The following is a 26,451-nucleotide window of genomic DNA, read 5'->3' as shown; positions in this document are numbered from 1 at the left end:
CAGCGTCCCGGCCATCCTCTAGCCCGGTCCCAAGACGATTGAATGACTGTGCAAGGTGGTTGGGCGATGCGCTTCCTGAAGGGCCTGTGGAAATTCCTGGTTGGGGTGAAGGATGCGCTGGCACTGCTCGCGCTGCTGATCTTCTTCGGCGCGATCTTCGCCGCGCTCTCGGGCGGCGGCAAGACGACTATCCCGTCGGATGGCGGGGCGCTGGTGCTGAACCTACAGGGCAGCCTTGCCGAACAGCCGGCCGATGCACGACCGTTCGATGTCCTGTCCGGCACCGCCGGCCCCGGCATGGGGCAGTTCCGCCTGCGCGACGTGGTGCGCGCGGTGAACGTCGCGGCGACCGACAAGCGGGTGAAGGCGGTCGTGCTCGATCTCGATGGCTTCATGGGCGGCGGGCAGGTCGCGATCAACCAGCTCGGCACCGCGCTCGACAAGGTGCGCGCGGCCGGCAAGCCGGTCTATGCCTTCGCCATCGCCTATACCGATTCCAGCTACCTGCTCGCGGCGCACGCCAGCGACGTCTGGATGGACCCGCTCGGCAGCGTGCTGACCCCCGGCCCGGGCGGATCGCAGCTCTATTACAAGGGCCTGCTCGACAAGCTGGGCGTCACCGCCCACGTCTACCGCGTCGGCAAATATAAGAGCTATGTCGAACCCTATACCCGCACCAGCGCCTCGCCCGAGGCAAAGGAAGAGGATCAGGCGCTGATCGACGGGATCTGGGGCCGCTGGCAGGCGGAGGTCGCCAAGGCCCGCCCCAAGGCGCGCTTCGCCGACTACCTCGCGCAGCTGACCTCCGGCCATCTGCCCAACAGCACGCTGGCGGAGAATGCCCGGGCGATGGGCCTGGTCGATCATCTCGGCGACCGTATCGCCTTCGGCGCGCATGTCGCCGCGGTCGCCGGCACGCCCGACAAGCCGGCGCCCGGCGCCTATCAGCAGATCGCGCTGGACGACTGGATCGCCGCCAATCCGGCCCCGACCACCGGCGACGGGATCGGCGTGCTGACCGTGGCCGGCGACATCGTCGACGGCAAGGCGCCGGCCGGCACCGCGGGCGGCACCAGCCTCGCCGATGCACTCGGCAAGGCGGTCGCCAAGGGCGACCTCAAGGCGCTGGTCATCCGCGTCGATTCGCCCGGCGGATCGGTGACGGCTTCGGATCGCATCCGCTCGGCGATCATCGCCGCCAAGGCCAAGGGCCTGCCGGTGGTGGTGTCGATGGGCAATGTCGCGGCATCGGGCGGCTATTGGGTCTCGACCGCGGGCGACATGATCTATGCCGATCCCGATACGATCACCGGATCGATCGGCGTGTTCGCGGTGATCCCCAGCTTCGAGGGTGCGCTCGGCAAGATCGGCCTCTCGACCGACGGCACCGGCGCGACCCCGTTGTCCGGCCAGCCCGACGTGCTGCGCGGCACCAACCCGCAGGTCGACGCCCTGCTCCAGGCCGGCATCGACCAGACCTACGCCCACTTCACCGGCCTCGTCGCCGCCGCGCGCCATCTGCCGATCGCGCGGGTCGAGGAGATCGCGCAGGGCCGCGTCTGGGATGGCGTGACCGCGCAGAAGATCGGGCTGGTCGATCGCTTCGGCACGGTGGACGACGCCATCGCCGAGGCCGCGCGCCGCGCCAAGCTCGATCCGGCCAAGGTCCATCCCGTCTATATCGAGCGCGAGCCGTCGGCACTGGTCAAGCTGCTGCGGATGTTCACCGGCAGTGCGGGGAGCAGCGACGATGCGACGATCGCCGATCCGTTCGCCTCGCTCGCCGAGGCGCCGGACATGATCGTCGCCAAGGCGCTGGGCGATGCCCGCCGGATCATGACCGGCCCCGCCGTCCAGGCGCGATGCCTTGAATGCGGCGACGGACCACCCTCGCCCGCCGATATCCGTGCCGCGCGGGCGTTGATGGCGAAGGCCGCGTTGTGAGCGTGACGATCCGGCCCGTCCGGGTCGGAGATGCCGAAGCGATCGCCGCGATCTACGCGCCCTATGTCACCGACACGGCGATCACCTTCGAACTCGATCCGCCCGACGCCGCCGAGATGCGGGCACGGATCGAGCGGATCACCCTCACCCACCCCTGGCTGGTGGCCGAACGAGACGGCGTGGTGGCGGGCTATGCCTATGGCGCGCCCTATCGCACCCGCTCCGCCTATCGCTGGGTGGCCGAGACCGGCATCTACGTGTCGCGGGAGGCGCGCGGCGGCGGCATCGGCACGCCGCTCTATCGGGCGCTGCTGGACGAGCTGGAACGGCGCGGCTTCGTCGCCGCGATGGGCGTGATGACGGCCGGCAACCCGGCGAGCAGCGCGCTGCACGAGCGGCTGGGCTTCATCGACACCGGCACCCAGCCCGGCATCGGCTACAAGCATGGCGGCTGGCACGACGTGGTGTTCTGGCAGAAGGATCTCGCGGCGCGCACGACGGAGCCCGCAGGGACGACCTGACCGCGGCGCGGCTCATCCCTTATAGGCGGGCAGCGCCAGCCCGCGTGCGATCGCCGCCGCACGCAGCGCGAAGCCGGCAATGGCCGCGATCATCGCCGGCATCGGCGCCGGCAGACCAAGCAGGGTCAGCCCCACGAACAACCCGGCGGACAGCGCCGCCGCCGTCACATACAGTTCGGGCCGCAGGATGATCGACGGCACGCCGGCCACCACATCGCGGATGATCCCGCCCATGCAGGCCGATACCACCCCCATCACCGCCGCCGGCAAGGGCGGGATGCCAAAGCTCAACGCCTTGCCCGCGCCGTAGACGGCGTAAGCCGCCAGTCCCACCGCGTCGCACCAGTCGAGCGCCTTCTCCGGCCACCAGCGCCGCGGTGACAGCCATACCGCCGCCGCCACGCCGAGGCAGATGGCGAGCGGCACCGCGTCGTGCATCCAGAACACCGGCGCATCGATCAGCAGGTCTCGCGTGGTGCCGCCGCCGATCCCGGTGACACAGGCGAAGAAGCAGGCGGTGACGATCGTCTGGCGCTCCCGTGCCGCCGCCAGCGCGCCGGACGCCGCGAACACGGCGAGCCCGGCATAATCGAGCCATGGCAGCAGCGGGCTGAGTGCGGGGATGGGAATGTGCGGATGCATCGCCGCTGCCTAGCAACTCCCTGCGCCGAAAGGGAGTGGCCGCCGCGCCGCTGATGGTTCGGATGCCCCGCCTCCCTTGCGGCATGGCAAGAAGGCCGCTCTAACCGGCGCATGGATCTTCCCGCCATCCTCGCCCGCATCGTCGCCGAGATGCGCGATGCGCCCGATCGCGGTGCGGTGGCGCGCTATATTCCCAGCCTCGCCGGCGTCGATCCGGCGCGCTTCGGCATCGCGATCGTCACCGCCGACGGCGACACTTTCATGGGCGGCGATGCCAATATCGGCTTCTCGATCCAGTCGATCTCCAAGGTCTTCTCGCTCACGCTCGCGCTGGGCAAGGTCGGCGATCGGCTATGGGAGCGGGTCGGCCGCGAGCCTTCGGGCAACAGCTTCAATTCCATCGTCCAGCTGGAAGCCGAGAAGGGCATTCCGCGCAATCCGTTCATCAATGCCGGCGCGATCGTGCTGGCCGACGTCAACCTCGCCGGGCACCTGCCGCGCGAGGCGATCGGCGAACTTCTCCAGTTCGTCCGCTACCTCGCCGCCGACGACAGCATCGCGATCGACGAGGCGGTGGCGCGTTCGGAGGAGCAGACCGGCGAGCGCAACCGGGCACTCGCCCACTTCATGAAGTCCTATGGCACGGTGCAGCATGAACCCGATCCCGTGCTGGGCACCTATTTCCATGCCTGCGCGATCGAGATGAGCTGCCGCCAGCTGGCCCAGGCCGGGCGCTTCCTGATGCTCGGCGGGCGTCACCCGGAGGGCGGCAATGTCGTCTCCGCCCGACGTGCGCGGCGCATCCTGTCGCTGATGCTGACCTGCGGCCATTATGATGCGAGTGGGGATTTCGCCTTTCGCGTCGGGATGCCCGGCAAATCCGGCGTCGGTGGCGGCATCCTCGCGGTGGTGCCGGGCCGGGCGTCGATCGCCGTCTGGTCGCCCGGCCTCAATCCCAGCGGCAATTCGCAGCTGGGCGGGCTGGCCCTCGAGCGGCTCGCCGAGGCGACCGGCTGGAGCATATTCGGCCATTGAAAATGTTGCGGCGCAACGGCTTTTGCGCTGCATCGCGTCAGTTGCACAATCGATCAACAGTCATCGTAACGGTTCATTGGCGATGCGCGAAAATGTCAGCAATATGACGGCTTCCACACTGTCCGGGGGGACATCATGGTTGCTTCGATTGCCGCGCATCGGCGTGCCGTTTCTCTGTTCTGCATCCTGTCTTCGAGCATCGGCCTGTGGGCCGGCATCATCGCCGCTGCCCGCGTCACCTTGCCGGGCGTCGCGCTGTGAGCGACATCCCGGCCGGCTATACGCTCGCGACGCTGGTCGAAGACCTGCGCCATAGCTATCGCGACGACGCGTCCCGCCAGGCGCTCAGCCTGATGGTAGCGGCCAAGCGGCGCGGCCTGATGAAGGAGCGGGACATATTGACCGCCGCCGCCATCATGCTGTGCCGGCGCCCCGCCGCGGTGCGCTCCGCCGACTGAGCCAACGGAGGCGCCGCGTTGGCGGCTATACGCTGCGGCGGCCGGTGACGAGCTGCACGATCACGACAATCACCGCGATCACCAGCAGGATGTGGATCAGGCCGCCCGCAATGTGGAAGCCGAAGCCGAGCAGCCACAGGACGACGAGGATGGCGGCGATCGTGAACAGCATGGTCGGTGCTCCCTGTTGCCGGCATGGTGCCGGAAATACAGGGGGTTGAACGTCGGTTAGGGCCGAAACGTTCCGAGCGGCCCCTGACCGGGCACCGCCAGGATATCCGCCACGGTGCGCAGCACCGCGGGGCGGATCTGGACGCCCAGATGGCCGCTGCGCACCTCGATCGCGCGGCACCCATCCTCTTCGGGATCGCGGCAGATCAGGCCGTTGACCAGCCCGTCGCTGCGGCTCCAGATCGCGGTGGCGGGCACCGGCAGCGGCCGCGCGATCTCGACACGGCGGGCGACGACGCCCTCGGCATCGATGCGTTCGCCGGTCAGCCGCTCGAACATCCGCCAGACCCGCGTCGCGCGCGGATCGCCGGCATAAGGCGAGGAGATGGTGATCACCTCGCGTACCGCCTCGGGCAGCCGGTGCGCGACGAAGCGGGCCATGATCCCGCCGAGGCTGACGCCGACCAGAGTCACCGTCTGGCCGCTCTCCTCGTGCAGTCGCGCGACACGGGCGAGGAGCCGTTCTCCCTCCCCGCCGATCGCGCGGGCGCCGAGATTGCGGCCGAGTCCCCAGCCGACGGCATCATAGCCGAGCCGCCGAAGATAGCGCCGCATCAGGAACAGCGAGCGATCGGAATTGACCAGGCCGGGCAGCAGCATCACCGGCCGCCCGTCGCCGCGCGGAGCCGACGCCAGCATCCTGCGCGCCGGCAACAGCGACGCCACGGCCCACATCGCGCGAGGCAGCTCGACAGCCCACTGTGCGACGCTCGGCGGGCGGCCCCGCTCGGAGGCCGCCCGTTCCAAGACCGAAGCCTCAGATATGGATGGGCTTGCCGGTCACCGCCATCGCGGCTTCCTTCAGCGCTTCCGAATGCGTCGGATGCGCGTGGCAGGTGTAGGCGATGTCCTCGCTCGTCGCGCCGAACTCCATCGCCTGCGCCGCCTGGGCGATCATCGTGCCGCCGACCGAGGCGATGATCCACACGCCGAGCACGCGATCGGTCTTGGCGTCGGCGATCACCTTCACGAAGCCGTCGGGCTCGTGGTTGGTCTTGGCGCGCGAATTGGCGAGCATCGGGAATTTGCCGACCTTCACCTCGCCACGCTCCTTGGCGACCTCTTCGGTCAGGCCCACGCCGGCGATCTCGGGCGCGGTGTAGACCACGCTCGGGATCACGTCGTGGTTCACGATGCCGGTGAGGCCGGCGATGTTCTCGGCGACCGCGATGCCCTCGTCCTCGGCCTTGTGCGCGAGCATCGGGCCGGGGACGACGTCGCCGATCGCCCAGATGCCGGGCACCGCAGTGCGGAAATCATGATCGATCTCGACCTGGCCGCGCTGGTTGACCGCGAGCCCCGCCTTGTCGAGCGCGAGCCCGTCGGTGTTGGGGCGGCGGCCGATCGAGACCAGTACCGCGTCCGCCTCGATCGTCTCGGCAGCACCACCGGCGGCGGGCTCAAGCGTCAGCGTCGCCTTGTCGCCTGCGACGGTCACGCCCGTCACCTTGGTCGAGAGCTTGAACTCCAGACCCTGCTTCTTCATGATCTTGTTGGCTTCCTTGCGGACCTCGCCGTCGAAGCCGGGCAGGATCTGGTCGAGAAATTCGACGACCGTCACCTGGGCACCGAGGCGCTTCCACACCGAGCCCAGCTCCAGCCCGATCACGCCGCCGCCGATGACGACCATCTTCTCCGGAACCTTGGCGATCTCGAGCGCGCCGGTGCTGTCGACCACGACCTTCTGGTCGATCTCCACGCCCGGCAGCGGCGTCACCGACGAGCCGGTGGCGATGACGATGTTCTTGGCGCGCACCGACCGATCGCCGACCTGCACGGTATCGGCCGAGGTGAAGGCGGCGCGGCCCTTGATCCACTCGATCTTGTTCTTCTTGAACAGATATTCGATGCCGCCGGTCAGCTGCTTGACGGCGTCCTTGCGCTGGCCGTGCATGGTATCGAGATCGAGCTCGACCGTGGTCTTCACGCCGAGCTTGGCGAGGCCGCCATTGGCCGCCTCATTGTAGAGCTCGGAGGCGTGCAGCATCGCCTTGGACGGGATGCAGCCGACGTTGAGGCAGGTGCCGCCCAGCGTCTCGCGGCTTTCCACGCAGCCGGTCTTGAGGCCGAGCTGCGCCGCGCGGATCGCGGCGACATAGCCGCCCGGGCCGGAACCGATCACCAGAACGTCGAAATCATAGTCAGCCATGTCTCACTCCACGCGTATTCCTGCGCACGCAGGAACCCAGGGTTTCGGGCGCTGCCGTTCGAGGCTCTGGGCTCCTGCTTCCGCAGGAGTACGGTGCCGCTCAAAACAGCGTTTCGTACAAATCCATCCACTGCGGGTTGTCCCGTTCGATCAGATCGATCTTCCAGGCCCGCTTCCATTTCTTCATCTGCAGCTCGCGATAGCGCGCTTGCTCAAGATCGTCATGCGCCTCGTACCAGACAAGGCGCGTGCAGCCATATTGCTTCGAGAAACCATCGCCGAGCCCGTTGCGATGCTGGTAGGCCCGGGCCGGAAGATCGCTGGTGACGCCCAGATAGAGCGTCCCGTTGCGCTGGCTCGCCATCAGATAGACGCAGCCCGGTTTCGTCGGAGCCTCCCGCCTTCGTGTTCCTGCGCACGCAGGAACCCAGAGTTTTGGAACGCAACGCTCGCAACCCTGGGCTCCTGCATTCGCAGGAGCACAAGAAGGCTTACAGGTCGATCAGCAGCCGCGTCGGATCTTCGATCGCATTCTTGAGCGCGACCAGGAAGGTCACTGCCTCGCGGCCGTCGATCAGGCGGTGATCGTAGCTGAGCGCCAGATACATCATCGGGCGGATGACGATCTCGCCCTTCACCACGACCGGACGCTCCTCGATACGATGGAGGCCGAGCACGGCCGACTGCGGCGGGTTGATGATCGGGGTCGACATCAGCGAGCCGAACACGCCGCCGTTCGAGATCGTGAAGGTGCCGCCCTTCATCTCGTCCATCTTGAGCGTGCCATCCTTGGCGCGCTTGCCGAAGTCGCCGATCGTCTTCTCGATGCCGGCGACCGACAGATCCTGCGCATCGCGGATCACCGGCACGACCAGACCGTTCGGCGCGGACACCGCGACCGAGATATCGGCATAGTCGCGATAGACGATCTCATCGCCCTCGATCGAGCCGTTGACCGCCGGGATGTCGCGCAGCGCCTGGCAGGCGGCCTTCACGAAGAAGCCCATGAAGCCGAGCCGGACGCCATGCTTCTTCTCGAACAAATCCTTATACTTGGTGCGCGCCGCGATCACCTCGGTCATGTCCACGTCGTTGAACGTGGTCAACATGGCGGCGGTGTTCTGCGCCTCCTTGAGGCGCTTGGCGACGGTCTGGCGCAGGCGGGTCATCCGCACGCGCTCTTCCTTGCGGCCGCCGGCGGTCGACGCCGGAGCGGCGGCCTGCGCGGGCACCGGCGCCGGCGCTGCCTTGGCATTCGCGGCGGCCCCCTCGATGTCGATCCGGGTCACGCGGCCATCCTTGCCGGTGCCGGTGACGGTCGAGGGATCGATGCCGGTCTCGCCGGCGGCGCGCTTGGCCGAGGGGGCGAGCGCGTCGCTGGTCTTGGCGGGGACCGCAGGCGCCTGCTGCGCGGCGGTGGCGGCCGGCGCGGCTTCGGCCTTGGCGGCGGGCGCTGCCGGGGCCGCACCGGCACCGCCGGCCTCGATCGTCGCGATCAGCGCGCCGACCTCGACGGTATCGCCCTCGGCGACGACCAGCGCGCCGATCGTGCCGGCGACCGGCGACGGCACCTCGACGGCGACCTTGTCGGTCTCCAGGCTGGCAATGGGTTCATCGACGGCGACGGTGTCGCCCACCTTCTTGAGCCACTGGCCCAGCGTGGCCTCGGTGATCGATTCGCCGAGCGTAGGCACCTTCACTTCGGTGGTCATGCATGTGTCCTTGTCTGGATCGGTCTTAGGCGATGTCTTAGGCGGCCTGGGCCGACGAGGAAGCGGCGATATGGCCGAGCGCATCGGCGACGAGCGCCTTCTGCTCGGCGGCGTGGCGCTTGGCCGAGCCGGTGGCGGTGGAGGCGGACGCCGCGCGGCCGGCATAGACCGGGCGCCGTGCCTTGCAGCCGGCCTCGACCAGGCAGGCCTCGACCAGATCCTCGGCGAAGTTCCAGCTGCCCTGGTTCTTCGGCTCTTCCTGCGCCCAGACGACCGTCTCGATATCGGGCGAGGCCTTGAGGCGCTCGACGATCACGTCGCTCGGGAAGGGATAGAGCTGCTCGACCCGCAGGATCGCGGTGTTCTGGTCACCCGCCGCATCACGCGCGTCGAACAGGTCGTAGGCGACCTTGCCCGAGCACAGGACGAGGCGCTTCACCGCCTTGTCGGCCGGTGCGCTCGGATCGAACAGCACGCGGTGGAAGCGGCTGTCGCCCACCATATCCTCGATCGTCGAGACCGCCGCCTTGTGGCGGAGCAGCGACTTCGGCGCCATCATGATCAGCGGTTTACGGAAATCGCGGACCATCTGGCGGCGCAGGATGTGGAAATAATTGGCCGGCGTCGTGCAGTTGGCGACCTGCATATTGTCCTCGGCGCAGAGCTGGAGATAGCGCTCCAGGCGGGCCGAGCTATGCTCCGGCCCCTGCCCCTCATAGCCGTGCGGCAACAGCATCACGAGGCCGTTGGAGCGCAGCCACTTGCTCTCGGACGAGCTGATGAACTGATCCATGATGACCTGCGCGGTGTTGGCGAAATCGCCGAACTGCGCTTCCCACAGCACCAGGGTCTTCGGCGCGGTGCTGGCATAGCCATATTCGAAGCCGAGCACGCCATATTCGGAGAGCGGGCTGTCGAGCACCTGGAAGCTGCGATCGACGGTCGACAGCGGGAAGTAGCGGTGGCCGTCCTTCTGGTCGTTCCAGCCGGCATGGCGGTGCGAGAAGGTGCCGCGCACGCAATCTTGGCCCGACAGGCGGACGCCATAGCCGTCCTGCAGCAGGGTGCCGAACGCCAGCGCCTCGGCGGTCGCCCAGTCGAAACCGGTGCCGCTCGCGAACATCTGCTTCTTCTGATCGAGGATGCGCGCCAGCGTCTTGTGCAGGTTGAAGCCCTCGGGCGCCTCGGTGAGGACCGGAACGAGCGCATCGATCTGGCTCTTCACGACCGCGGTCTTGCCCGAGCGCGCACCCAATTCCCGGGCCTGCTGGAGCCCGGCCCATTCGCCTTCGAACCAGTCGGCCTTGTTGACCTTGTAGCTCTTGCCCGCCTCGAACTCCTCGTCGAGCAGGCCGACCACGCGGGCCTCCTCGGCGGCGACCCAGGCGTCGTCCACCACGCCCTCGGCCTTCAGCCGCTCGGCATAGATGGCGGAGACCGGCGGATGCTTGCGGATCTCGTCATACATCAGCGGCTGGGTGAAGCCGGGCTCGTCGCCCTCATTGTGGCCGAAGCGGCGATAGCACCACATGTCGATCACGACATCGCGCTTGAACGCCTGGCGGAAATCGATCGCCAGCTTGCAGGCGAAGGTCACCGCCTCGGGATCGTCGCCATTCACGTGCAGGATCGGCGCCTGCACCATCTTGGCGATGTCGCTCGGATAGGGCGAGGAGCGCGCGAACTGCGGCGAGGTGGTGAAGCCGACCTGGTTGTTGACGACGAAGTGGATCGTGCCGCCGGTCGAATAGCCACGCAGACCGGAGAAGCCGAAGCACTCCATGATCACGCCCTGCCCCGCGAACGCGGCATCGCCGTGCATCAGGATGGGCAGCACCTTGGTGCGCTCATTGTCGCCGAGCTTGGTCTGCTTGGCGCGCGCCTTGCCGAGCACCACCGGGTCGACCGCTTCGAGATGCGACGGGTTGGCGGCGAGCGACAGATGGACCTTCGCGCCGTCGAACTCGCGGTCGCTGGAGGTGCCGAGATGATATTTCACGTCGCCCGAGCCGCCGACATCGTCGGGGCTGGCCGATCCGCCGGCAAACTCGCTGAACACCGCGCGATAGGGCTTGCCCATCACGTTGGTGAGCACGTTGAGGCGGCCGCGATGCGGCATGCCGACCTCGATCGCCTCGACCCCGGAGGCGCCGCCATATTTGATCACGGCTTCGAGCGCCGGCAGCATCGATTCGCCACCATCCAGGCCGAAGCGCTTGGTGCCGACATATTTCTTGCCGAGGAACTTCTCGTACTGCTCGCCCTGGATGACCTTGGCGAGGATCGACTTCTTGCCTTCCGGCGTGAAGGTGATCTCCTTGTCGCGCCCTTCCATCCGCTCCTGGAGGAAGCGGCGCTCCTCGACGTCGCCGATGTGCATATATTCGAGGCCGACACGGCCGCAATAATTGCGGCGCAGGATCTCGACCAGCTCGCGCACCGTCACGCGATCGAGGCCGAGCGTGCCGCCGATGTAGATCGGGCGATCGAGATCGGCATCGGTAAAGCCATGATAGGCCGGCGTCAGATCAGCCGGCAGATCGCGGCTGGCGAGGCCCAGCGGATCGAGATCGGCGGCGAGATGGCCGCGCACCCGATAGGTGCGGATCAGCATCATCGCCCGGATCGAATCGAGCGCGGCGGCCTCGACCGAGGCGCTGTCGGTCGAGGCCGGCTTGGCCGTGGCGGCGGATGGCGCCTCCTCGGCCCGCGGTGCGGCCTTGGCGCCGGCGCCGCCCTTGGCGGGCTTGGGCGCCGGCTGCATCTGGGTGGGGTCGAGGCCGGCGGTCAGGGCATCGGTTTCCGTCGGTGGCCAGTTGGGCTTGGCCCAGCTGGGAGCGGACACCGCCTGCTCCACCGATCGGAAATAATTGCCCCAGGTGGGATCGACCGAAGCCTCATCCCGTAGCCACCGCCGATACAGATCCTCGACGAACGTGGGGCTCGCCCCCGCAAAATCGATATCACTGCCCTCGTAACCCATGTCACCGTCCTCGCACGCCCGATGGTAACGCTCCCATCCGGGCTTTCTACAACATTGGCGTCGGCCGAACGGTCGGCGCGGCTGCGTTCATCAGCCCTTGAGCAGGGCCGTCAGCGTCGTGCCGAGCTCGCTGGGGCTCGCCGCAACGCGGATACCGGCGCTTTCCATGGCCGCAATCTTGTCCTCGGCGCCGCCCTGGCCGCCCGACACGATCGCACCGGCATGGCCCATGCGACGGCCCGGAGGCGCGGTACGGCCGGCGATGAAGCCGACCATCGGCTTACTGCGGCCGCGCTTGGCTTCGTCCTTCAGGAACTGCGCCGCTTCCTCTTCGGCCGAGCCGCCGATCTCGCCGATCATGATGATCGACTGGGTCGCCTCGTCGGCGAGATACAGCTCGAGCACGTCGATGAAGTTGGTGCCGTTGACCGGATCGCCGCCGATACCGACGGCGCTGGTCTGGCCCAAGCCCTCGTTGGTGGTCTGGAACACGGCCTCATAGGTAAGCGTGCCGGAGCGCGAAACAACGCCCACCGAACCCTTGGAGAAGATGCTGCCCGGCATGATGCCGATCTTGCACTCGCCCGGCGTCAGCACGCCCGGGCAGTTGGGGCCGATCAGGCGCGACTTGGAGCCGGACAGCGCGCGCTTGACCTTGACCATGTCGAGCACCGGAATGCCCTCGGTGATGCAGACGATCAGCGGCACTTCGGCGTCGATCGCCTCGAGGATCGAATCCGCGGCGAAGGCCGGCGGCACGTAGATCACGGATGCATCGGCCTGGGTCTTGGCGACCGCCTCATGCACGGTGTCGAACACCGGCAGGCCGATGTGGGTGGAACCGCCCTTGCCGGGGGTGACGCCGCCGACCATCTTCGTCCCGTAGGCGATCGCCTGCTCGGAATGGAAAGTGCCCTGGCTGCCGGTGATACCCTGGCAGATGACCTTGGTGTTCGCGTTGACGAGGATCGACATGGCGGTTCCGCTTATCCTTTTCGTTGAATCCGCGCCGGTCGAGCGACCGGCGCGGGATATGATGGTCGTTACGCGAGGCTCTCGTCGATGCCCTTGCACGCAACCAGCAATTCCTTGACCGCATCGACCGACACGGTGAGGTTGGCCTTAGCCTCCTCATCGAGCTTGATCTCCACAATCTTTTCGACGCCGCCGGCACCGATCACCACCGGCACGCCGACATAGAGATCGTCCACGCCATATTCGCCGCTGACATAGGCCGCGGCGGGCAGGACGCGCTTCTGGTCGTAGAGATAGGCCTCGGCCATCGAAATGCCGCTGGTCGCCGGCGCGTAGAAGGCGCTGCCGGTCTTGAGCAGGGCGACGATCTCGCCGCCGCCGCTGCGCGTGCGCTGGATGATCGCGTCGATCTTCTCCTGGGTGGAGAGGCCCATCGCGATCAGATCGGGGACCGGGATGCCCGAGACGGTCGAGTAGGAGATGACCGGCACCATCGTGTCGCCATGGCCGCCGAGCACGAACGAGGTGACGTCCTTGACCGCGACCTTGAACTCGTCGGCGAGGAAGTGGCTGAACCGCGAGCTGTCGAGCACGCCCGCCATGCCGACCACCATGTGGTGCGGCAGGCCGGAGAATTCGCGCAGCGCCCACACCATGGCGTCCAGCGGATTGGTGATGCAGATCACGAACGCGCCGGGCGCGTTGGCCTTGATGCCCTCGCCGACCGCCTTCATCACCTTCAGGTTGATGCCGAGCAGATCGTCGCGGCTCATGCCCGGCTTGCGGGCGACACCGGCGGTGACGATGATCACGTCGGCGCCGGCGATATCGGCATAGTCGTTGGTGCCGGTGATGGTGGCGTCGAAGCCCTCGACCGGGCCGCACTGGCTGAGATCGAGCGCCTTGCCCTGGGGCACGCCTTCCACGACGTCGAACAGGACGATGTCGCCCAACCCTTTCAGCGCCGCGAGGTGGGCGAGCGTGCCGCCGATGTTACCTGCGCCAATAAGGGCAATCTTCTTGCGTGCCATGAAGCCTCCACGGGTCAATAATAACGTGGGCGCGGCCGCGCGAGAACCGGCGGCCAGCCGGAAAAGCGCGGCCCGCTTAGACCCATGATCGCGCCGGGGCAACTGCGATGACAGCCTTTTCCCGACTTTATTGAAGCACCTGCTCAGGGGGTCGGGCCGGCAGGTGCGCCGTCATCGACATAGCGTCGCTCGCCGGTGGCCGGATCGGTCCATACCATGGTCACGCGCCCCGTCTCCGGGTCCACGAAACGCTCGCCGGTGGGGCGGAATCGCGCATCCGGCGCCTGCCCGGATCGCCCGGCCCGATAGCGCCGCTCGAACCGGCAGGCGGTGGCGAACAGCAGCGCGAGCGCCAGCGAAGGCCATTGCAGCGGATCCTGGATGGTCAGGATCAGGGCCACCAAGACAGCGGCAATGGCGATTCCGGTGATGATCGAACGCAGCATCAGATCCGGGCTTTTTCGTCGGTTTCGATAATGACAGCGGTGCCATAGGCGACGACCTCATTCATCGTCTGCCCGATCGATCCCGAGTCGAATCGCATCATCACCACCGCATTGCCGCCCATCAGCGTCGCATTCTGCACCAGCCGGTCGATCGCGTGGCGGCGGGTCTCCTCGACCAGCGCGGTATATTCCTTGATCTCGCCGCCGAGGATCGAGCGCAAGCCGGCCGCAATATTGCCGCCGAGCCCGCGCGAGCGGACGACGACCCCGAACACCTGCCCCAGCGTCGCGATCGTGCGATGGCCGGCGACGGTCTCGGTGGTGGAAACGACGATGCGATCATGCGCCATGGACGACCTCCCCTGTTCGGGCGGCAGTCTAGGTGGTGCCGTGGCCCTTCGCCAGATAATCCGCCGAGCGCATCTCCATGAGCCGCGAGACCGTCCGCTCGAACTCGAAGGCGTCGTCGCCGCCCTCGTAGAGATTTTCGGGCTCGGCATCGGCGGCGGCGAGCAGCTTCACGCCATGCTCGTACAGCGTATCGATCAGCAGCTTGAAGCGCGCCGCCTCGTTGCGCCGATCGGCATCGAAGCGGGGCACGCCGACGATGATGACGGTGTGGTAGCGCCGCGCGATCGCCAGATAGTCGGGCACGCCGCGCGGCTCGCGGCAAAGCCGCGCATAGGAGAAGACGGCGACTCCCTTCAGGCTCTTCGGCACGTGCAGCGTCCGCCCGCCCGGCACCGCGATATCCTCGGCCGGTACGTTGGCGCGATCCTCGACCGGAAAGTCGGTGAGGCGGAAGAAGGCGCGGCTCAGCGCGTCGGTCGCCGCCTTGCCGTTGGGCACGTACCAGGTCGGGAAGCCGGCCAGGCGCGCCAGCCGATAGTCGGTCGGCCCATCGAGCGGCACCACGTCCAGCCGTTCCTGGAGGAGCGCGATGAAGGGCAGGAAATGCTCGCGGTTGAGGCCGTTCAGATAGAGCTGGTCCGGCGCCCGGTTGGAGGTCGCCACCACCGTCACGCCATGGCTCATGATCCGCGTGAACAGCCGCGAGACGATCATCGCATCGGCCGAATTGGTGATGATCATCTCGTCGAAGGCGAGCAGCCGCGCCTCCTCGGCGATCGCATCGGCCACCGGCATCACCGGATCGGCCACCTCGCGGGAGCGCTCGACGCGCAGCCGTTCATGCACCTCCTGCATGAATTCGTGGAAATGGACGCGGCGCTTGGCCGGGATCTCCACGCAGCCGAAGAACAGGTCCATCAGCATCGACTTGCCGCGCCCGACCCCGCCATAGAGATACAGCCCCCGCACCGGCTCGGGCTGCTTCCTGAGCGCACGCCACAGGATCGACCCGCGACGGGGCGCCGCCTCCAGCGCGGTCGCGCATTCCTGCAACCGCGCGGCGACCGCGCGCTGCGCCGGATCGGGCCGCAGTTCACCCGCCGAGACCAGCGCGTCGTAGCGGGCGAGAACCTTGCTCATGCGATCAGGATACCGGCTTGGAAATCTTGCTCAGCGTCGCCTGGAAGGTGAGCACCAGATGATCGCCCTGCTCCATCGTGCCGCGCAGGAACACCAGCCGGCGCGTCTCGCGGACGATCTCGACCAGGCAATCGAGCGGCTCTTCGATGCGGCCGGCCCCGACGAACTGGGTGGAGACGCCCAGCGTCACCGCCGAGACGAACGGCAGCCGGTCCATCGACACCGGCCCCACGAACAGGGCCTGATCGAGGAAACCGAGCAGGAAGCCGCCATGGATCTTGCCGAGCACGTTCGCGCGCGACGGCCCGGTCTCGACGCGGACGCGGCAGACGTCCGCGCCCTCCACCCGCGTCGCCATCCGGCCGACGAAGGACGCGAAGCCGTCACCCGGAAAGGTCCAGCCGTGGAAGCCGTCCGCGTCCGGGCCATCATGCCGGGGCGCGAACGGATGCTCGCCGTCGCTCACCCGATCAGACCGCGCGCTCGACCTGCATCTTCTTGATCTCCGCGATCGCCTTGGCCGGGCTCAGGCCCTTGGGGCAGACGTTCGCGCAGTTCATGATGGTGTGGCAGCGATAGAGGCGGAACGGATCCTCGAGCTCGTCGAGCCGCTCGCCGGTCATCTCGTCGCGGCTGTCGGCGAGCCAGCGATAGGCCTGCAACAGGATCGCCGGGCCGAGGAAGCGATCGCTGTTCCACCAGTAGCTCGGGCACGAGGTCGAGCAGCAGGCGCACAGGATGCATTCATACATGCCGTCCAGCTTGGCGCGGTCCTCCGGAGACTGGAGACGCTCCTTGCCGGCGGGTGCGGGCGTGACCGTCTGCAGCCACGGCTTGATCGAGCTGTACTGCGCGTAGAAATGGGTGAGATCGGGAACCAGATCCTTGACCACGTCCTGGTGCGGCAGCGGGGTGATCTGCACCTCGCCCTTGCCGCTCCCGCAATCCTCGATCGAGGTGGTGCAGGCGAGGCCATTCTTGCCGTCCATGTTCATGGCGCACGAGCCGCAAATGCCCTCGCGGCACGAACGCCGGAAGGTCAGCGTCGGATCGACCTCGTTCTTGATCTTGATCAGCGCGTCGAGCACCATCGGCCCGGTCTGCTCCAGATCCAGCTCGTAGCGATCGTAACGCGGGTTCTCACCCGAGTCCGGATCGTAGCGATAGACCTTGAAGGTGCGCTTTTTGGCGCCGCCGGACTCAGACTTGTAGGTCTTGCCCTTGCCCTTGATCGTCGAGTTTTTGGGAAGCGAGAATTCGGCCATTCTATGTCCTCAAGCGTCCGTATCGATCAGCCCGAGCCGGCTGTTGATCCGCGCGATCGCGGCCTCCATCCGGTCCTGACGAATATGCATGTGTGCGATCGCCTCGTCCTGGCGGATGCCGTCCTTCTTGATCGCGATATGATCTGTCGTGAGATTGTCGAGACGTTCCCGAACGTCATCAACCTTGCGATCCACGGTCGCCAGCCTGAACTGGATGTCCTTCAGGATCGAAAGGATGAGACTTTCGGTTTCGTCCGTCATCAATACACCCGCGCCTTGGGCTTGATGTACTCGATCTCGTCGGTGAGCGTGTACTCATGCACCGGGCGATAATCGATCTTCACCAGCCCCTCGCCATGACCCTCCGGGTCGAACCAGGCGATGGTGTGCTTCATCCATTCCACGTCGTCGCGGTTCGGGAAATCCTCGTGCATGTGCGCGCCGCGGCTTTCCTTGCGGTTGGACGCCGAGTGCATCGTGATCACCGCTTGGGGCAACATATTGTCCAGCTCCAGCGTCTCGATCAGGTCGGTGTTCCAGATCAGCGAGCGATCGGAGACCGACACGTCGGCCAGCTTCCCGAACACCGCGTCGATCTTGGTCTTGCCCTCGTCGAGCAGCGCGGTGTCGCGGAACACCGCCGCATGCTTCTGCATGGTGCGCTGCATCTCGAGGCGAATGTCCGCCGTCTTGGTGCTGCCTGATGCGTTGCGATAGCGATCGAGGCGGGCCAGCGCCTTGTCGTCCGCTTCGGTGACGATCGCGCCATGCTTGCTGTTGGGCTGGACCAGCTCCGCGATGCGGAAGCCGGTCGCGCGGCCGAACACCACCAGATCGATCAGCGAGTTGGAGCCGAGGCGGTTGGCGCCATGGACCGACACGCACGCCGCCTCGCCGACCGCGAACAAGCCGGGGACGACGGTATCCGGCTCGCCGTCCTTCAGGGTGACGACTTCGCCATGATAGTTACAGGGGATGCCGCCCATATTGTAATGGACGGTCGGCGTCACCGGCAGCGGCTGGCGGGTGAGATCGACGCCCGCGAAGATCTTGCCGGTCTCGGTGATGCCGGGCAGGCGCTCGGCCAGCACCTTGGGATCGATGTGATCGAGGTGCAGGTAGATATAGTCGCCATGCTCGCCGACACCGCGGCCTTCGCGCATCTCCATCGCCATCGAGCGGGCGACGACGTCGCGCGACGCCAGATCCTTGGCGGACGGGGCATAGCGCTCCATGAAGCGCTCGCCGGCGGAGTTGGTGAGATAACCGCCCTCGCCGCGCGCGCCCTCGGTGATCAGCACGCCGGCGCCATAGATGCCGGTCGGGTGGAACTGGACGAACTCCATGTCCTGCAGCGGCAGGCCGGCGCGCAGCACCATGCCGCCGCCGTCACCCGTGCAGGTGTGCGCCGAGGTCGCCGAGAAATAGGTGCGGCCCGAACCGCCCGTCGCCAGCACCACCGCATGGCTGCGGAAGCGATGGATCGTACCATCCTCCATGCAGAGCGCGATCACGCCCTTGCAGACGGGGTTACCGGATTCATCGGCCTCCATGATGAGGTCGAGCGCGAAATATTCGATGTAGAAGTCCGTGTCATACTTCAGGCTCTGCTGGTAGAGCGCGTGGAGCATGGCATGACCGGTACGGTCGGCGGCGGCGCAGGTGCGCTGCACGGGCGGGCCGGCACCCATATTCTGCATATGGCCACCGAACGGGCGCTGATAGATCGTGCCCTCCGGATTGCGGCTGAACGGCACGCCGGCATGCTCGAGCTCGATCACCGCGGCCGGTGCTTCGCGCACCATATATTCGATCGCGTCCTGGTCGCCGAGCCAGTCGGAGCCCTTGACGGTGTCGAACATGTGCCACGTCCAGTGATCGGGCGTGTTGTTGCCGAGGCTGGCGGCGATGCCGCCCTGCGCCGCGACGGTGTGCGAGCGTGTCGGGAACACCTTGGTGATGCAGGCGGTCTTGAGGCCCTTTTCGGCGCAGCCCATGGCGGCGCGTAGGCCGGACCCGCCGGCACCGACGACCACGGCATCATAGACGTGATCGATGATCTTGTACGAATGCGACATTATGCGGCTACCCCGCCGAAGGCGATCTTGAGGATCGAGAAGACGCAGAGCGCGCCGCACAGGAAGGCATAGGCATTGAGGATCAGCAGGACGGCGATCTTGTTGCCCTCGTCATGCACATAATCCTCGATGAACGTCTGGAGGCCCAGCCGGATGTGCCAGAAGGTGGACAGCACCAGCAGCACCATCGGCACCGCCACCAGCGGCGACTTGAGCCACAGCACCATCGCCTGGTGATCGACGATCGGCAGGCGCACGATCGACACCACGAACCAGATCATCAGGATCAGGTTGGAGACGGCGGTGACGCGCTGCAGCCACCAGTGATGCGTACCCGACCTGGCCGAGCCAAGCCCGCGGACGCGGCCGAGGCCGGTTCCCGTACCCATTAGTTGAGCTTCCCGAGAAGGAGGATCGTCCACAGCACCAGCGTCGCCACCAGCGCGAAGACGATCGTCAGGATCGCACCCATGCGGTTGGTCTTGAGCTCATAGCCCGCGCCGGTATCCAGCACGAAGTGGCGGATGCCGGAGGCCATGTGCTGGAAGAAGCTCCAGGTCAGGCCGATACCGACCAGCTTGGCCAGGATGTTGACCAGCGCCTGCGCGCCCTCATGGGCGCTCGACGGGTCGGATGCGACGATCCAGTGATAGAAGATGTCATAGGCCGCACCGCTCATCGCGGCGGCGACCAGCCACCATGTGAAAATCAATCCACCCCCGATCGCCATCGCCGTGCCGGTGGCACGGTGCAGAATCGAGACCAGCATGTGCGGGCCCCATTTCCAGATAGAGAGATGAGGCGAAAGCGGCCGAGCGGCGTTTCTGGACACATATGTCCCCTTGGTGAACGTGGCGCCGTCTTTGGTCCAATCAGTGACGCAATGCAACATGTACGGGCGCGCTTTTTGCGCGGCCTTCCGCGCGTTGCATAACGGCTCGTTTACCAGTCAGCGCCTATCAGACGGCTGAAGACGATATGCGGAGCGAAGCTGCAATGACGAACGCCACCTTCAGCCGGCATCCCGCCGCGCGCATCTCGCTCAGCGAGCACGCGGTGCGCGAGCGGGTCGACGCCTATAATGGCGACGGCGTATTCGCCCGTGATCTGGCCGCATTGTGGAGCCGCATCGGCGAGGATCTGGTGACGGTGTCCACCCGCTGCTGGTCCAGCATCGCCCGCTCGGCGCTGGGGCCGCAGCAGAATGTCGACGGCTTCTTCGTCCGCTTCGCCGACGAACAGCGCACCAAGCTGCGCGGCCCGGTGGACGAAGCCTGGGTCCGCCAGATCGCCGCCCAGGGCGTCGAGATCGTCGAGCGCCAGGTGCCGACCACGATCGTCGTCAGCATGGTCTATGAGATGGGCAACGCGATGCTCGATCTCGTGAAAGAACGCTGCGCCGACGATCCCGCCTTCATCAGCGCCGCCGAGCAGACCTTCCGCAAGCTGGCCTGCGTCGAGCTCGAAGTGCTCTTCTCCGAAGTCACCAAGATCTACAAGCGCCAGTCGATCGAGCAGCGCGCACAGGACGGCGCCGCCTTCCGCGAGCAGATGACCACGATCCTCGGCACCACCCTGACCGACTCGTCGGCGCTGCGCGACCAGACCGTGCAGACCTCGCAGTCCGCCCGCGGGATGCTCGGCAAGGCCTCCGAGGTCGCCGCCGCCGCCGAGCAGTCCGCCGTGGCGATGCGCGAGGCGGCGCAGACCGCCGCCGGCCTGATCCGCGCGATCGAGGATGCCCGCCGCGAGGTCGAGATCGCCGCCGGCATCGCCACCCGCGCCGCCGACCAGTCGGCGCAGGCGGTGGTCGTCGCCGATGCGCTGTCCGGCCATGCCCAGGCGATCGAATCGATCCTCGGCCTGATCCGCGACATCGCCGGCCAGACCAACCTGCTCGCCCTCAACGCCACCATCGAGGCGGCGCGCGCCGGTGACGCCGGCCGCGGCTTCGCGGTCGTCGCGCAGGAGGTGAAGTCGCTCGCCAGCCAGACCGCCCGCGCCACCGACGACATCGCCGCCAAGATCGCCGCGATCCAGTCCGCCTCGCGCCAGACGCTCGACGTCAACGGCTCGATCCGCGACATCGTCGGCGAGGTCCAGTCGTCGGCCCAGCGCATCCGCGAGGCGATGGAGGTGCAGGCCCACACCGTCACCATGATCACCGCCGCCGTCGACGAGACCGCGCTCGCCGCCGACTCGATGTCCGGCACGATCGCCTCGATCCGCATCGACACCGAAGCGGTGGCATCGGACATCGAGCAGCTCGAATCGGGCTTCCGCTCGGTCGACGGGCAGCTTGCCCGGCTGGAGACCACCACCGGCGAATTCGTCAGCCGCATCGCCGCCTGACGCCCACGCTGTAATCTCACGCCTCTTGCCGCCAGAGGCGCGCGGTCCTACCCCGCGCGCCCATGGACCCTATCCACATCCTCGCCACCGGCACCAGCCGGGGCATCGGCGCGGCGATCGCCGCCCGGCTCGATCTGCCCCAGGTGCGCCTGATCGGCCACGCCAGCCGGCCCGGTGACGGCGACACCATCCCCGCCGATCTCGACGAACCCGGCGCCGCCGGTGCGCTGTGGCGCGAGGCGCTCGACCGGCTCGACGGCCGGATCGACGTGCTGATCAACAATGCCGGCATCTTCGAGGCCACGCCGATCGCCCTGCCCGACGCCGAATGGCTTGCCGGCTGGGAGCGGACGATGCGGATCAACCTCACCGCCTCGGCCGAGCTGTGCCGGCTGGCGGTGCAGCATTTCGCCGGCCGCGAGCGCGGCGGCCGCATCGTCAACGTCGCCAGCCGCGCCGCCTATCGCGGCGACTCGCCCGATCACTGGCACTATGCCGCCTCCAAGGCCGGCATGGTGGCGATGACCAAATCGATCGCGCGCGGCTATGCGGCACGCAACATCCTCGCCTTCGCGGTTTGCCCCGGCTTCACCATGACGGGCATGGCCGAGGAGTATCTGGCCAGCCGTGGCGGCGACGCCCTGCTCGCCGACATCCCGCTGGGGCGGGTCGCCGGGCCGGAAGAGGTCGCCGAGACGGTGCGCTGGCTGGCGCTCGACGCGCCGGCTTCGGCGACGGGTTCGGTCATCGACGTGAATGGAGCAAGCTATGTCCGCTGAAAGCTGGAAGATCGTGCTGCCCTGCACGCGCCTGGAGGCCGAGGCCCTCGCGTCGGCGACCGACCCCTTCCCCACCATGGACGAGCCGCCGGTGCTCAACACGCTGGAACCCGACGAGACGCGGCCCGAGGAATGGCTGCTCGAAGCCTATAGCGAGGGCCAGCCGACCGCCGAGACGATCGCCGCCGTGCAGGCGCTGGTGCCATCGGCCGCCCGTATCAAGCCGGTGGTCGAGAAGGTCGAGGCGCAGGACTGGGTGACGCTGAGCCAGGCCGGGCTGGAGCCGATCCGCGCCGGCCGCTTCTACGTCCACACCTCCGCCCATGCCGACGACATCCCCGAAGACGCCACCGTCTTCCACATCGAGGCCGGCCGCGCCTTCGGCACCGGCCACCATTACACCACCACCGGCTGCCTGATGATGCTCGACAGGCTCAAGCGGCAGGGCGCGCGCCATGCGATGATCGCCGACGTCGGCACCGGCACCGGATTGCTGGCGTTCGCGGCGATGTCGCTCTGGCCCCGCGCCCATGCGCTGGCGACCGACATCGATCCGGTCTCGATCGAGGTGACCGAGGAGAATGCGGACGCCAACCCGATCGATCGCAGCCGCCTGGCGCTGGCCGTCGCCGAAGGGGTCGATCATGACCTCTACCGCCAGCTCGCACCGTTCGATCTGGTGATCGCCAACATCCTCGCCCAGCCGCTGATCGAGCTGGCGCCGTCGATCGCCGCCACCCTCGATGCGGGCGGCACGCTGATCCTCGCCGGGCTGCTGAACACCCAGGCCGATGCGGTGGCCGGCGCCTATCGCCGCGAGGGGATGCGGCTCGCCGACACCATCCGCAACGGCGACTGGTCGATCCTGATGATGCGCAAGCGCCGGCGGGTGCGCTGACCCCCTCGACTTCCCCCTCCCGCCACGCCATGTGAGGCGCCGATGGGCAAGCGCATCCTCCTGATCGTCGGCGGCGGCATCGCCGCCTTCAAGGCCTGCGAAGTGCTGCGGACGCTGCGCAAGCGCGGCCATACGGTGCGCTGCGTGCTGACCCCGGCCGGTGCCGAGTTCATCACCCCGATGACGCTCGCCGCATTGTCCGAACAGCCGGTCCACACCGCGCTGTTCGCGCTCAAGGACGAGGCCGAGATGGGCCATATCGAGCTCAGCCGCGAGGCCGACCTCGTCGTCGTCTGCCCCGCCACTGCCAATCTGATGGCGCGGATGGCGGCGGGCCTCTGCGACGATCTCGCCACCACTTTGCTGCTCGCCACCGACAAGCCGGTGCTGTGCGCGCCGGCGATGAACGTCCGCATGTGGCTCCACCCGGCGACCGTGCGCAACGTCGCCCAGCTGCGTGCCGACGACGTGATCGTGATGGAGCCCGATGAGGGCATGATGGCCTGCGGCGAGTTCGGCCCCGGCCGCCTGCCCGATCCCGACGCGATCGTCGCCGCGATCGAGGAGGCGCTGGACAAGCCTTTCCCCGCTCGACTGCTAGGGATCGACACCGCCCCCCCGTTCGTCCCGAGCGCAGTCGAGGGACGTGCGGCAAGCGATGCGCCCGAGGCACGCACTTCGATGGCGCCCGGTGCGAACGAAGATCGGGCGGATCGCGGGCCGCTCACCGGCCAGCGCATCCTCGTCACCGCCGGGCCGACCCACGAGCCGATCGATCCGGTGCGCTACATCGCCAATCGTTCGTCCGGCAAGCAGGGCTTCGCCATCGCCGGGGCGCTGGCGCGGCTGGGGGCCGAGGTGACGCTGGTTGCCGGCCCGGTCACGCTGCCGACCCCGCCGGGGGTCACGCGCATCGACGTCGAGACCGCGCGCGAGATGGCCGCCGCGGTCGAACAGGCACTGCCCGCCGACGCCGCGATCATGGTCGCCGCCGTGGCCGACTGGCATGTCGATGCCACAGCGATCAAGATCAAGAAACAGCCCGGCGCCGCCCCGCCCACGCTGGCGCTGGTGCAGAATCCCGATATCCTCGCCGGCCTGTCTCGTTCCGCCAAGCGCCCGCGCCTCGTCATCGGCTTCGCCGCCGAGACCAACGACGTGATCGCCCATGCCCGCGCCAAGCTCGCCGCCAAGGGCTGCGACTGGATCGTCGCCAACGATGTCTCCGGCCCGACGGGGCAAAGCGTGATGGGCGGCGATGCCAACAGCGTTCACCTCGTCACCGCGCAGGGCGTCGAGGATTGGCCCCATCTTCCCAAGCAGGCGGTGGCCGAGCGACTGGCCCAGCGCATCGCCGCATCTCTCGCCCAAAGCCTCTTGGAGCTACCATGATCGAGATCCAGCTCAAGCGCCTGCCCCATGGCGAGGGCCTGCCCGCGCCCGCCTACGCCACCACCGGCGCCGCCGGCATGGACATCGTGTCGGCCGAGGACATCCTGCTCGGCCCCGGCGATCGCCATGCCGTCGCGACCGGCTTCGCGGTGGCGATCCCGGCCGGCTACGAGATCCAGGTCCGCCCGCGCTCGGGCCTCGCGCTCAAGCATGGCATCACCTGCCTCAACACGCCGGGCACGATCGACGCCGACTATCGCGGCGAGGTGAAGGTGATCCTCGCCAATCTCGGCGCCGAGCCGTTCGAGGTGAAGCGCGGCGAGCGCGTCGCCCAGCTGGTGCCCGCCGAGGTGACGGCGGCGCGATTCCTGGAAGTCGAGACGCTCGACGACACCGCGCGCGGCGCCGGCGGCTTCGGCTCGACCGGCCGCCATTCGCTGCCGTGAGCGCTTCCACCCGCCCCGCCTCTCCGTTCGTGCCGAGCGCCGTCGAGGCACCCTGTCGGGCGCAGACGAGATGTGCCGCGGCGCCTCGGTTGCGCGCGGCCTATCCCTCGACTGCGCTCGGGGCGGACGGCGAGATCGCAGGGCAACAGTGATCTTGAGGGACGAGCAGCTCGACCGCTATGCGCGGCACATCATCCTGAAGGAGATTGGCGGCGGCGGCCAGACCCGGCTGCTGAAGAGCCATGCGCTCGTGATCGGCGCCGGCGGGATCGGATCGCCGGTGATCCAGTATCTTGCGGCGGCCGGCGTCGGCCGGCTGACGGTGGTGGACGACGATATCGTGTCGCTCTCCAACCTCCAGCGCCAGACCCTCTTCGCCACCCGCGACGTCGGCGCCAAGAAGGTGGTCGCCGCCGCCAATGTCGTCCAGCGGCTCAACCCGGACGTGCGCTTCTCGCCGATCGATCGCCGCCTCGATGCCGATGGCGCCGCGCGATTGCTGGAAGGCGTCGACGTCGTGATCGACGGCACCGACAATTTCGCCACCCGCCTGATCGTCTCGGATGCGGCGACGGCGGCACGCGTGCCTTTGGTGTCGGCGGCGGTCGGCCAGTTCGAGGGCCAGCTCACGGTCTATCGCGGCTGGGAGGATGGGCGGCCCTGCTATCGCTGCCTGGTCGGCGACGATCCCGATCGGCCCGACATCAGCTGCGCCGATCAGGGCGTGCTCGGCGCGCTGACCGGGGTGATGGGCAGCCTCGCGGCGATCGAGGCGGTGCGCCAGATCGTGCCGTTCGGCGAGGAGACGGCGGGCAAGCTGCTGCTGCTCGATGCGCTGTCGTTCCGCTTCCGCACCATCGCGCTGCCCAAGGATCCGGGCTGCCGATGCGCGGCCTGACGCTGATCGTCACCCGGCCGGCGGGCCTGCGGGCGGGGCTGGAACTGGCGGCGGCGCAGGCCGCGCTCGGCGGCGCGGCGCGGCTATTCTGCCAGAGCGAGGCGGTTTCCGCGCTGGCGCCGCTCCACGATCCGCGCGACGGCGATTATCGCGCGGCCGGGCTGCCGACGCTGGCCGAATTGGTCGAGGATGCGCTGGCCCTCGGCGTCGCCATCATCGCCTGCCAGAGCGGGCTGGCGCTGACGGGGATCGAAGCCGCCATGCTCGATCCGCGCATCGGCTTCGGCGGGCCGGTCAGCATCCTGCAAACGCTCGGCGACGATCGGCTGGCGACGCTCTAGGCGCATGGATCGCGGCCCGCGCCTCGATCTCGCTCGCCTGCCGATCGATCCGGTCGGCATAGTCGCTCAATTCGTCCCGCATCGCGCCGGTCTGCGCCGCGGCCGCCACCACCCTGAGCTGACGGACCTGTTCCACCAGTCGCGCGATCCATTCGCGGCGCGCGATATCGACATCCATGAACATGCACACTCCCTCGCTGGAAGGGTTAACAATTCATGAAGACTTTAGTCGTGGTTAACGGATAAGCCGCTGGTTTGGCGCGATAAGTCGTTTTCTAAAAATCGGAGACAAGGCGGAACCGAGCTAAATTCCGCGATATTCGTGCTCCTGCGCACGCAGGAGCCCAGAGCATCGGATGCGGCGGTTGCAGCTCTGGGCTCCTG

At 67.7% G+C, this 26,451-nt stretch carries 31 protein-coding genes; 12 read left to right on the top strand and 19 right to left on the bottom strand.

Annotation, left to right across the window (positions count from 1 at the left end):
* The first annotated feature begins 66 nt into the window (after positions 1-66).
* Positions 67-1,944, top strand: coding sequence for a signal peptide peptidase SppA (sppA, locus tag PBT88_RS05375; RefSeq protein ID WP_270078193.1), 1,878 nt, complete (start codon positions 67-69; stop codon positions 1,942-1,944).
* Positions 1,941-2,465, top strand: a complete 525-nt coding sequence (locus PBT88_RS05370; RefSeq protein ID WP_270078192.1) for a GNAT family N-acetyltransferase — start codon at positions 1,941-1,943, stop codon at positions 2,463-2,465. The genes sppA and PBT88_RS05370 overlap by 4 nt, the downstream gene beginning before the upstream one ends.
* Positions 2,466-2,477: 12 nt before the next feature.
* Here the strand turns inward: PBT88_RS05370 and PBT88_RS05365 are convergent, their stop codons facing one another.
* Positions 2,478-3,107, bottom strand: coding sequence for a trimeric intracellular cation channel family protein (locus PBT88_RS05365; RefSeq protein WP_270078191.1), 630 nt, complete (start codon positions 3,105-3,107; stop codon positions 2,478-2,480).
* Positions 3,108-3,218: 111 nt separating this feature from the next.
* Here PBT88_RS05365 and PBT88_RS05360 point away from each other — a divergent pair, with 111 nt between their 5' ends.
* From PBT88_RS05360 to PBT88_RS05350, 3 genes are all read left to right on the top strand, one after another.
* Entirely contained in the window at positions 3,219-4,142 is a 924-nt protein-coding gene (locus PBT88_RS05360; protein ID WP_270078190.1) for a glutaminase, read from the top strand.
* Between the two features lie 135 nt (positions 4,143-4,277).
* On the top strand, positions 4,278-4,403 hold the full coding sequence (locus tag PBT88_RS05355) for a hypothetical protein (RefSeq protein WP_270078189.1): 126 nt from the start codon (positions 4,278-4,280) through the stop codon (positions 4,401-4,403).
* Positions 4,400-4,600 (top strand): hypothetical protein, encoded by a 201-nt coding sequence (locus tag PBT88_RS05350; RefSeq protein WP_270078188.1) that lies wholly within the window; start codon positions 4,400-4,402, stop codon positions 4,598-4,600. The genes PBT88_RS05355 and PBT88_RS05350 overlap by 4 nt, the downstream gene beginning before the upstream one ends.
* 25 nt (positions 4,601-4,625) lie before the next feature.
* Here PBT88_RS05350 and PBT88_RS05345 read toward each other — a convergent pair whose 3' ends face one another.
* The 17 genes from PBT88_RS05345 to sdhC all read right to left on the bottom strand — a co-directional run bounded on the left by PBT88_RS05345 (position 4,626) and on the right by sdhC (position 19,793).
* Entirely contained in the window at positions 4,626-4,772 is a 147-nt protein-coding gene (locus tag PBT88_RS05345) for a lmo0937 family membrane protein (protein WP_270078187.1), read from the bottom strand.
* Between the two features lie 56 nt (positions 4,773-4,828).
* Complete coding sequence (locus tag PBT88_RS05340) at positions 4,829-5,506, bottom strand: esterase/lipase family protein (protein WP_270078186.1); 678 nt, start codon at positions 5,504-5,506, stop codon at positions 4,829-4,831.
* 82 nt (positions 5,507-5,588) lie between these two features.
* Positions 5,589-6,980, bottom strand: a complete 1,392-nt coding sequence (gene lpdA, locus PBT88_RS05335; protein WP_270078185.1) for a dihydrolipoyl dehydrogenase — start codon at positions 6,978-6,980, stop codon at positions 5,589-5,591.
* Between the two features lie 100 nt (positions 6,981-7,080).
* Positions 7,081-7,344, bottom strand: a complete 264-nt coding sequence (locus PBT88_RS05330) for a GIY-YIG nuclease family protein (RefSeq protein WP_270078184.1) — start codon at positions 7,342-7,344, stop codon at positions 7,081-7,083.
* 127 nt (positions 7,345-7,471) lie between these two features.
* Entirely contained in the window at positions 7,472-8,692 is a 1,221-nt protein-coding gene (gene odhB, locus PBT88_RS05325; protein ID WP_270078183.1) for a 2-oxoglutarate dehydrogenase complex dihydrolipoyllysine-residue succinyltransferase, read from the bottom strand.
* A 37-nt stretch (positions 8,693-8,729) separates the two neighbouring features.
* Positions 8,730-11,675: a 2-oxoglutarate dehydrogenase E1 component gene (locus PBT88_RS05320; RefSeq protein ID WP_270078182.1), complete on the bottom strand. Its 2,946-nt coding sequence runs from the start codon at positions 11,673-11,675 to the stop codon at positions 8,730-8,732.
* A gap of 90 nt (positions 11,676-11,765) precedes the next feature.
* Positions 11,766-12,650 (bottom strand): succinate--CoA ligase subunit alpha, encoded by an 885-nt coding sequence (gene sucD / locus PBT88_RS05315; RefSeq protein WP_270078181.1) that lies wholly within the window; start codon positions 12,648-12,650, stop codon positions 11,766-11,768.
* A 68-nt stretch (positions 12,651-12,718) separates the two neighbouring features.
* Positions 12,719-13,681, bottom strand: a complete 963-nt coding sequence (gene mdh, locus PBT88_RS05310) for a malate dehydrogenase (protein WP_270078180.1) — start codon at positions 13,679-13,681, stop codon at positions 12,719-12,721.
* Positions 13,682-13,824: 143 nt separating this feature from the next.
* Positions 13,825-14,127, bottom strand: a complete 303-nt coding sequence (locus PBT88_RS05305) for a hypothetical protein (protein WP_270078179.1) — start codon at positions 14,125-14,127, stop codon at positions 13,825-13,827.
* On the bottom strand, positions 14,127-14,477 hold the full coding sequence (locus tag PBT88_RS05300; RefSeq protein WP_270078178.1) for a heavy metal-binding domain-containing protein: 351 nt from the start codon (positions 14,475-14,477) through the stop codon (positions 14,127-14,129). Before PBT88_RS05300 ends, PBT88_RS05305 begins: the two co-directional genes overlap by 1 nt.
* A 28-nt stretch (positions 14,478-14,505) precedes the next feature.
* Positions 14,506-15,618 carry a cell division protein ZapE gene (zapE, locus tag PBT88_RS05295; protein ID WP_270078177.1) on the bottom strand — a complete coding sequence of 371 codons (1,113 nt, stop codon included), beginning with the start codon at positions 15,616-15,618 and terminating at the stop codon, positions 14,506-14,508.
* Between the two features lie 4 nt (positions 15,619-15,622).
* Complete coding sequence (locus PBT88_RS05290) at positions 15,623-16,084, bottom strand: PaaI family thioesterase (RefSeq protein ID WP_270078176.1); 462 nt, start codon at positions 16,082-16,084, stop codon at positions 15,623-15,625.
* A 4-nt stretch (positions 16,085-16,088) separates the two neighbouring features.
* Positions 16,089-16,883, bottom strand: coding sequence for a succinate dehydrogenase iron-sulfur subunit (locus PBT88_RS05285; RefSeq protein ID WP_270078175.1), 795 nt, complete (start codon positions 16,881-16,883; stop codon positions 16,089-16,091).
* Positions 16,884-16,892: 9 nt separating this feature from the next.
* Entirely contained in the window at positions 16,893-17,144 is a 252-nt protein-coding gene (locus PBT88_RS05280) for a hypothetical protein (RefSeq protein WP_270078174.1), read from the bottom strand.
* Positions 17,144-18,961 carry a succinate dehydrogenase flavoprotein subunit gene (gene sdhA / locus PBT88_RS05275; protein ID WP_270078173.1) on the bottom strand — a complete coding sequence of 606 codons (1,818 nt, stop codon included), beginning with the start codon at positions 18,959-18,961 and terminating at the stop codon, positions 17,144-17,146. Before sdhA ends, PBT88_RS05280 begins: the two co-directional genes overlap by 1 nt.
* Positions 18,961-19,350, bottom strand: a complete 390-nt coding sequence (gene sdhD, locus PBT88_RS05270) for a succinate dehydrogenase, hydrophobic membrane anchor protein (protein ID WP_270078172.1) — start codon at positions 19,348-19,350, stop codon at positions 18,961-18,963. The genes sdhA and sdhD overlap by 1 nt, the downstream gene beginning before the upstream one ends.
* A complete protein-coding gene (gene sdhC, locus PBT88_RS05265; protein ID WP_270078171.1) occupies positions 19,350-19,793 on the bottom strand; it encodes a succinate dehydrogenase, cytochrome b556 subunit in 444 nt (147 codons plus the stop codon). Before sdhC ends, sdhD begins: the two co-directional genes overlap by 1 nt.
* A 164-nt stretch (positions 19,794-19,957) precedes the next feature.
* On the opposite strand from sdhC, the gene PBT88_RS05260 reads away from it, so the two are divergent.
* From PBT88_RS05260 to PBT88_RS05230, 7 genes are all read left to right on the top strand, one after another.
* Positions 19,958-21,313: a methyl-accepting chemotaxis protein gene (locus PBT88_RS05260; protein ID WP_270078170.1), complete on the top strand. Its 1,356-nt coding sequence runs from the start codon at positions 19,958-19,960 to the stop codon at positions 21,311-21,313.
* Positions 21,314-21,375: 62 nt separating this feature from the next.
* Complete coding sequence (locus tag PBT88_RS05255; RefSeq protein ID WP_270078169.1) at positions 21,376-22,092, top strand: SDR family NAD(P)-dependent oxidoreductase; 717 nt, start codon at positions 21,376-21,378, stop codon at positions 22,090-22,092.
* Positions 22,082-22,990, top strand: a complete 909-nt coding sequence (locus tag PBT88_RS05250; protein WP_270078168.1) for a 50S ribosomal protein L11 methyltransferase — start codon at positions 22,082-22,084, stop codon at positions 22,988-22,990. Before PBT88_RS05255 ends, PBT88_RS05250 begins: the two co-directional genes overlap by 11 nt.
* Before the next feature lie 42 nt (positions 22,991-23,032).
* Complete coding sequence (locus tag PBT88_RS05245; RefSeq protein WP_270078167.1) at positions 23,033-24,382, top strand: bifunctional phosphopantothenoylcysteine decarboxylase/phosphopantothenate synthase; 1,350 nt, start codon at positions 23,033-23,035, stop codon at positions 24,380-24,382.
* Positions 24,379-24,828: a dUTP diphosphatase gene (gene dut, locus PBT88_RS05240; RefSeq protein WP_270078166.1), complete on the top strand. Its 450-nt coding sequence runs from the start codon at positions 24,379-24,381 to the stop codon at positions 24,826-24,828. Before PBT88_RS05245 ends, dut begins: the two co-directional genes overlap by 4 nt.
* A gap of 148 nt (positions 24,829-24,976) precedes the next feature.
* Positions 24,977-25,726, top strand: a complete 750-nt coding sequence (locus tag PBT88_RS05235) for a HesA/MoeB/ThiF family protein (RefSeq protein ID WP_270078165.1) — start codon at positions 24,977-24,979, stop codon at positions 25,724-25,726.
* Positions 25,714-26,067 carry a peroxiredoxin gene (locus PBT88_RS05230; RefSeq protein ID WP_270078164.1) on the top strand — a complete coding sequence of 118 codons (354 nt, stop codon included), beginning with the start codon at positions 25,714-25,716 and terminating at the stop codon, positions 26,065-26,067. Before PBT88_RS05235 ends, PBT88_RS05230 begins: the two co-directional genes overlap by 13 nt.
* Here PBT88_RS05230 and PBT88_RS05225 read toward each other — a convergent pair.
* Entirely contained in the window at positions 26,021-26,251 is a 231-nt protein-coding gene (locus PBT88_RS05225) for a hypothetical protein (RefSeq protein ID WP_270078163.1), read from the bottom strand. The genes PBT88_RS05230 and PBT88_RS05225 overlap by 47 nt on opposite strands.
* Positions 26,252-26,451: the final 200 nt, after the last annotated feature.

This window comes from Sphingomonas abietis (assembly GCF_027625475.1).
Lineage (GTDB): Bacteria > Pseudomonadota > Alphaproteobacteria > Sphingomonadales > Sphingomonadaceae > Solisphingomonas > Solisphingomonas abietis.
The sequence above is the reverse complement of the archived record's forward strand: the minus strand, read 5'-3'. Positions and strand labels throughout refer to the sequence as shown.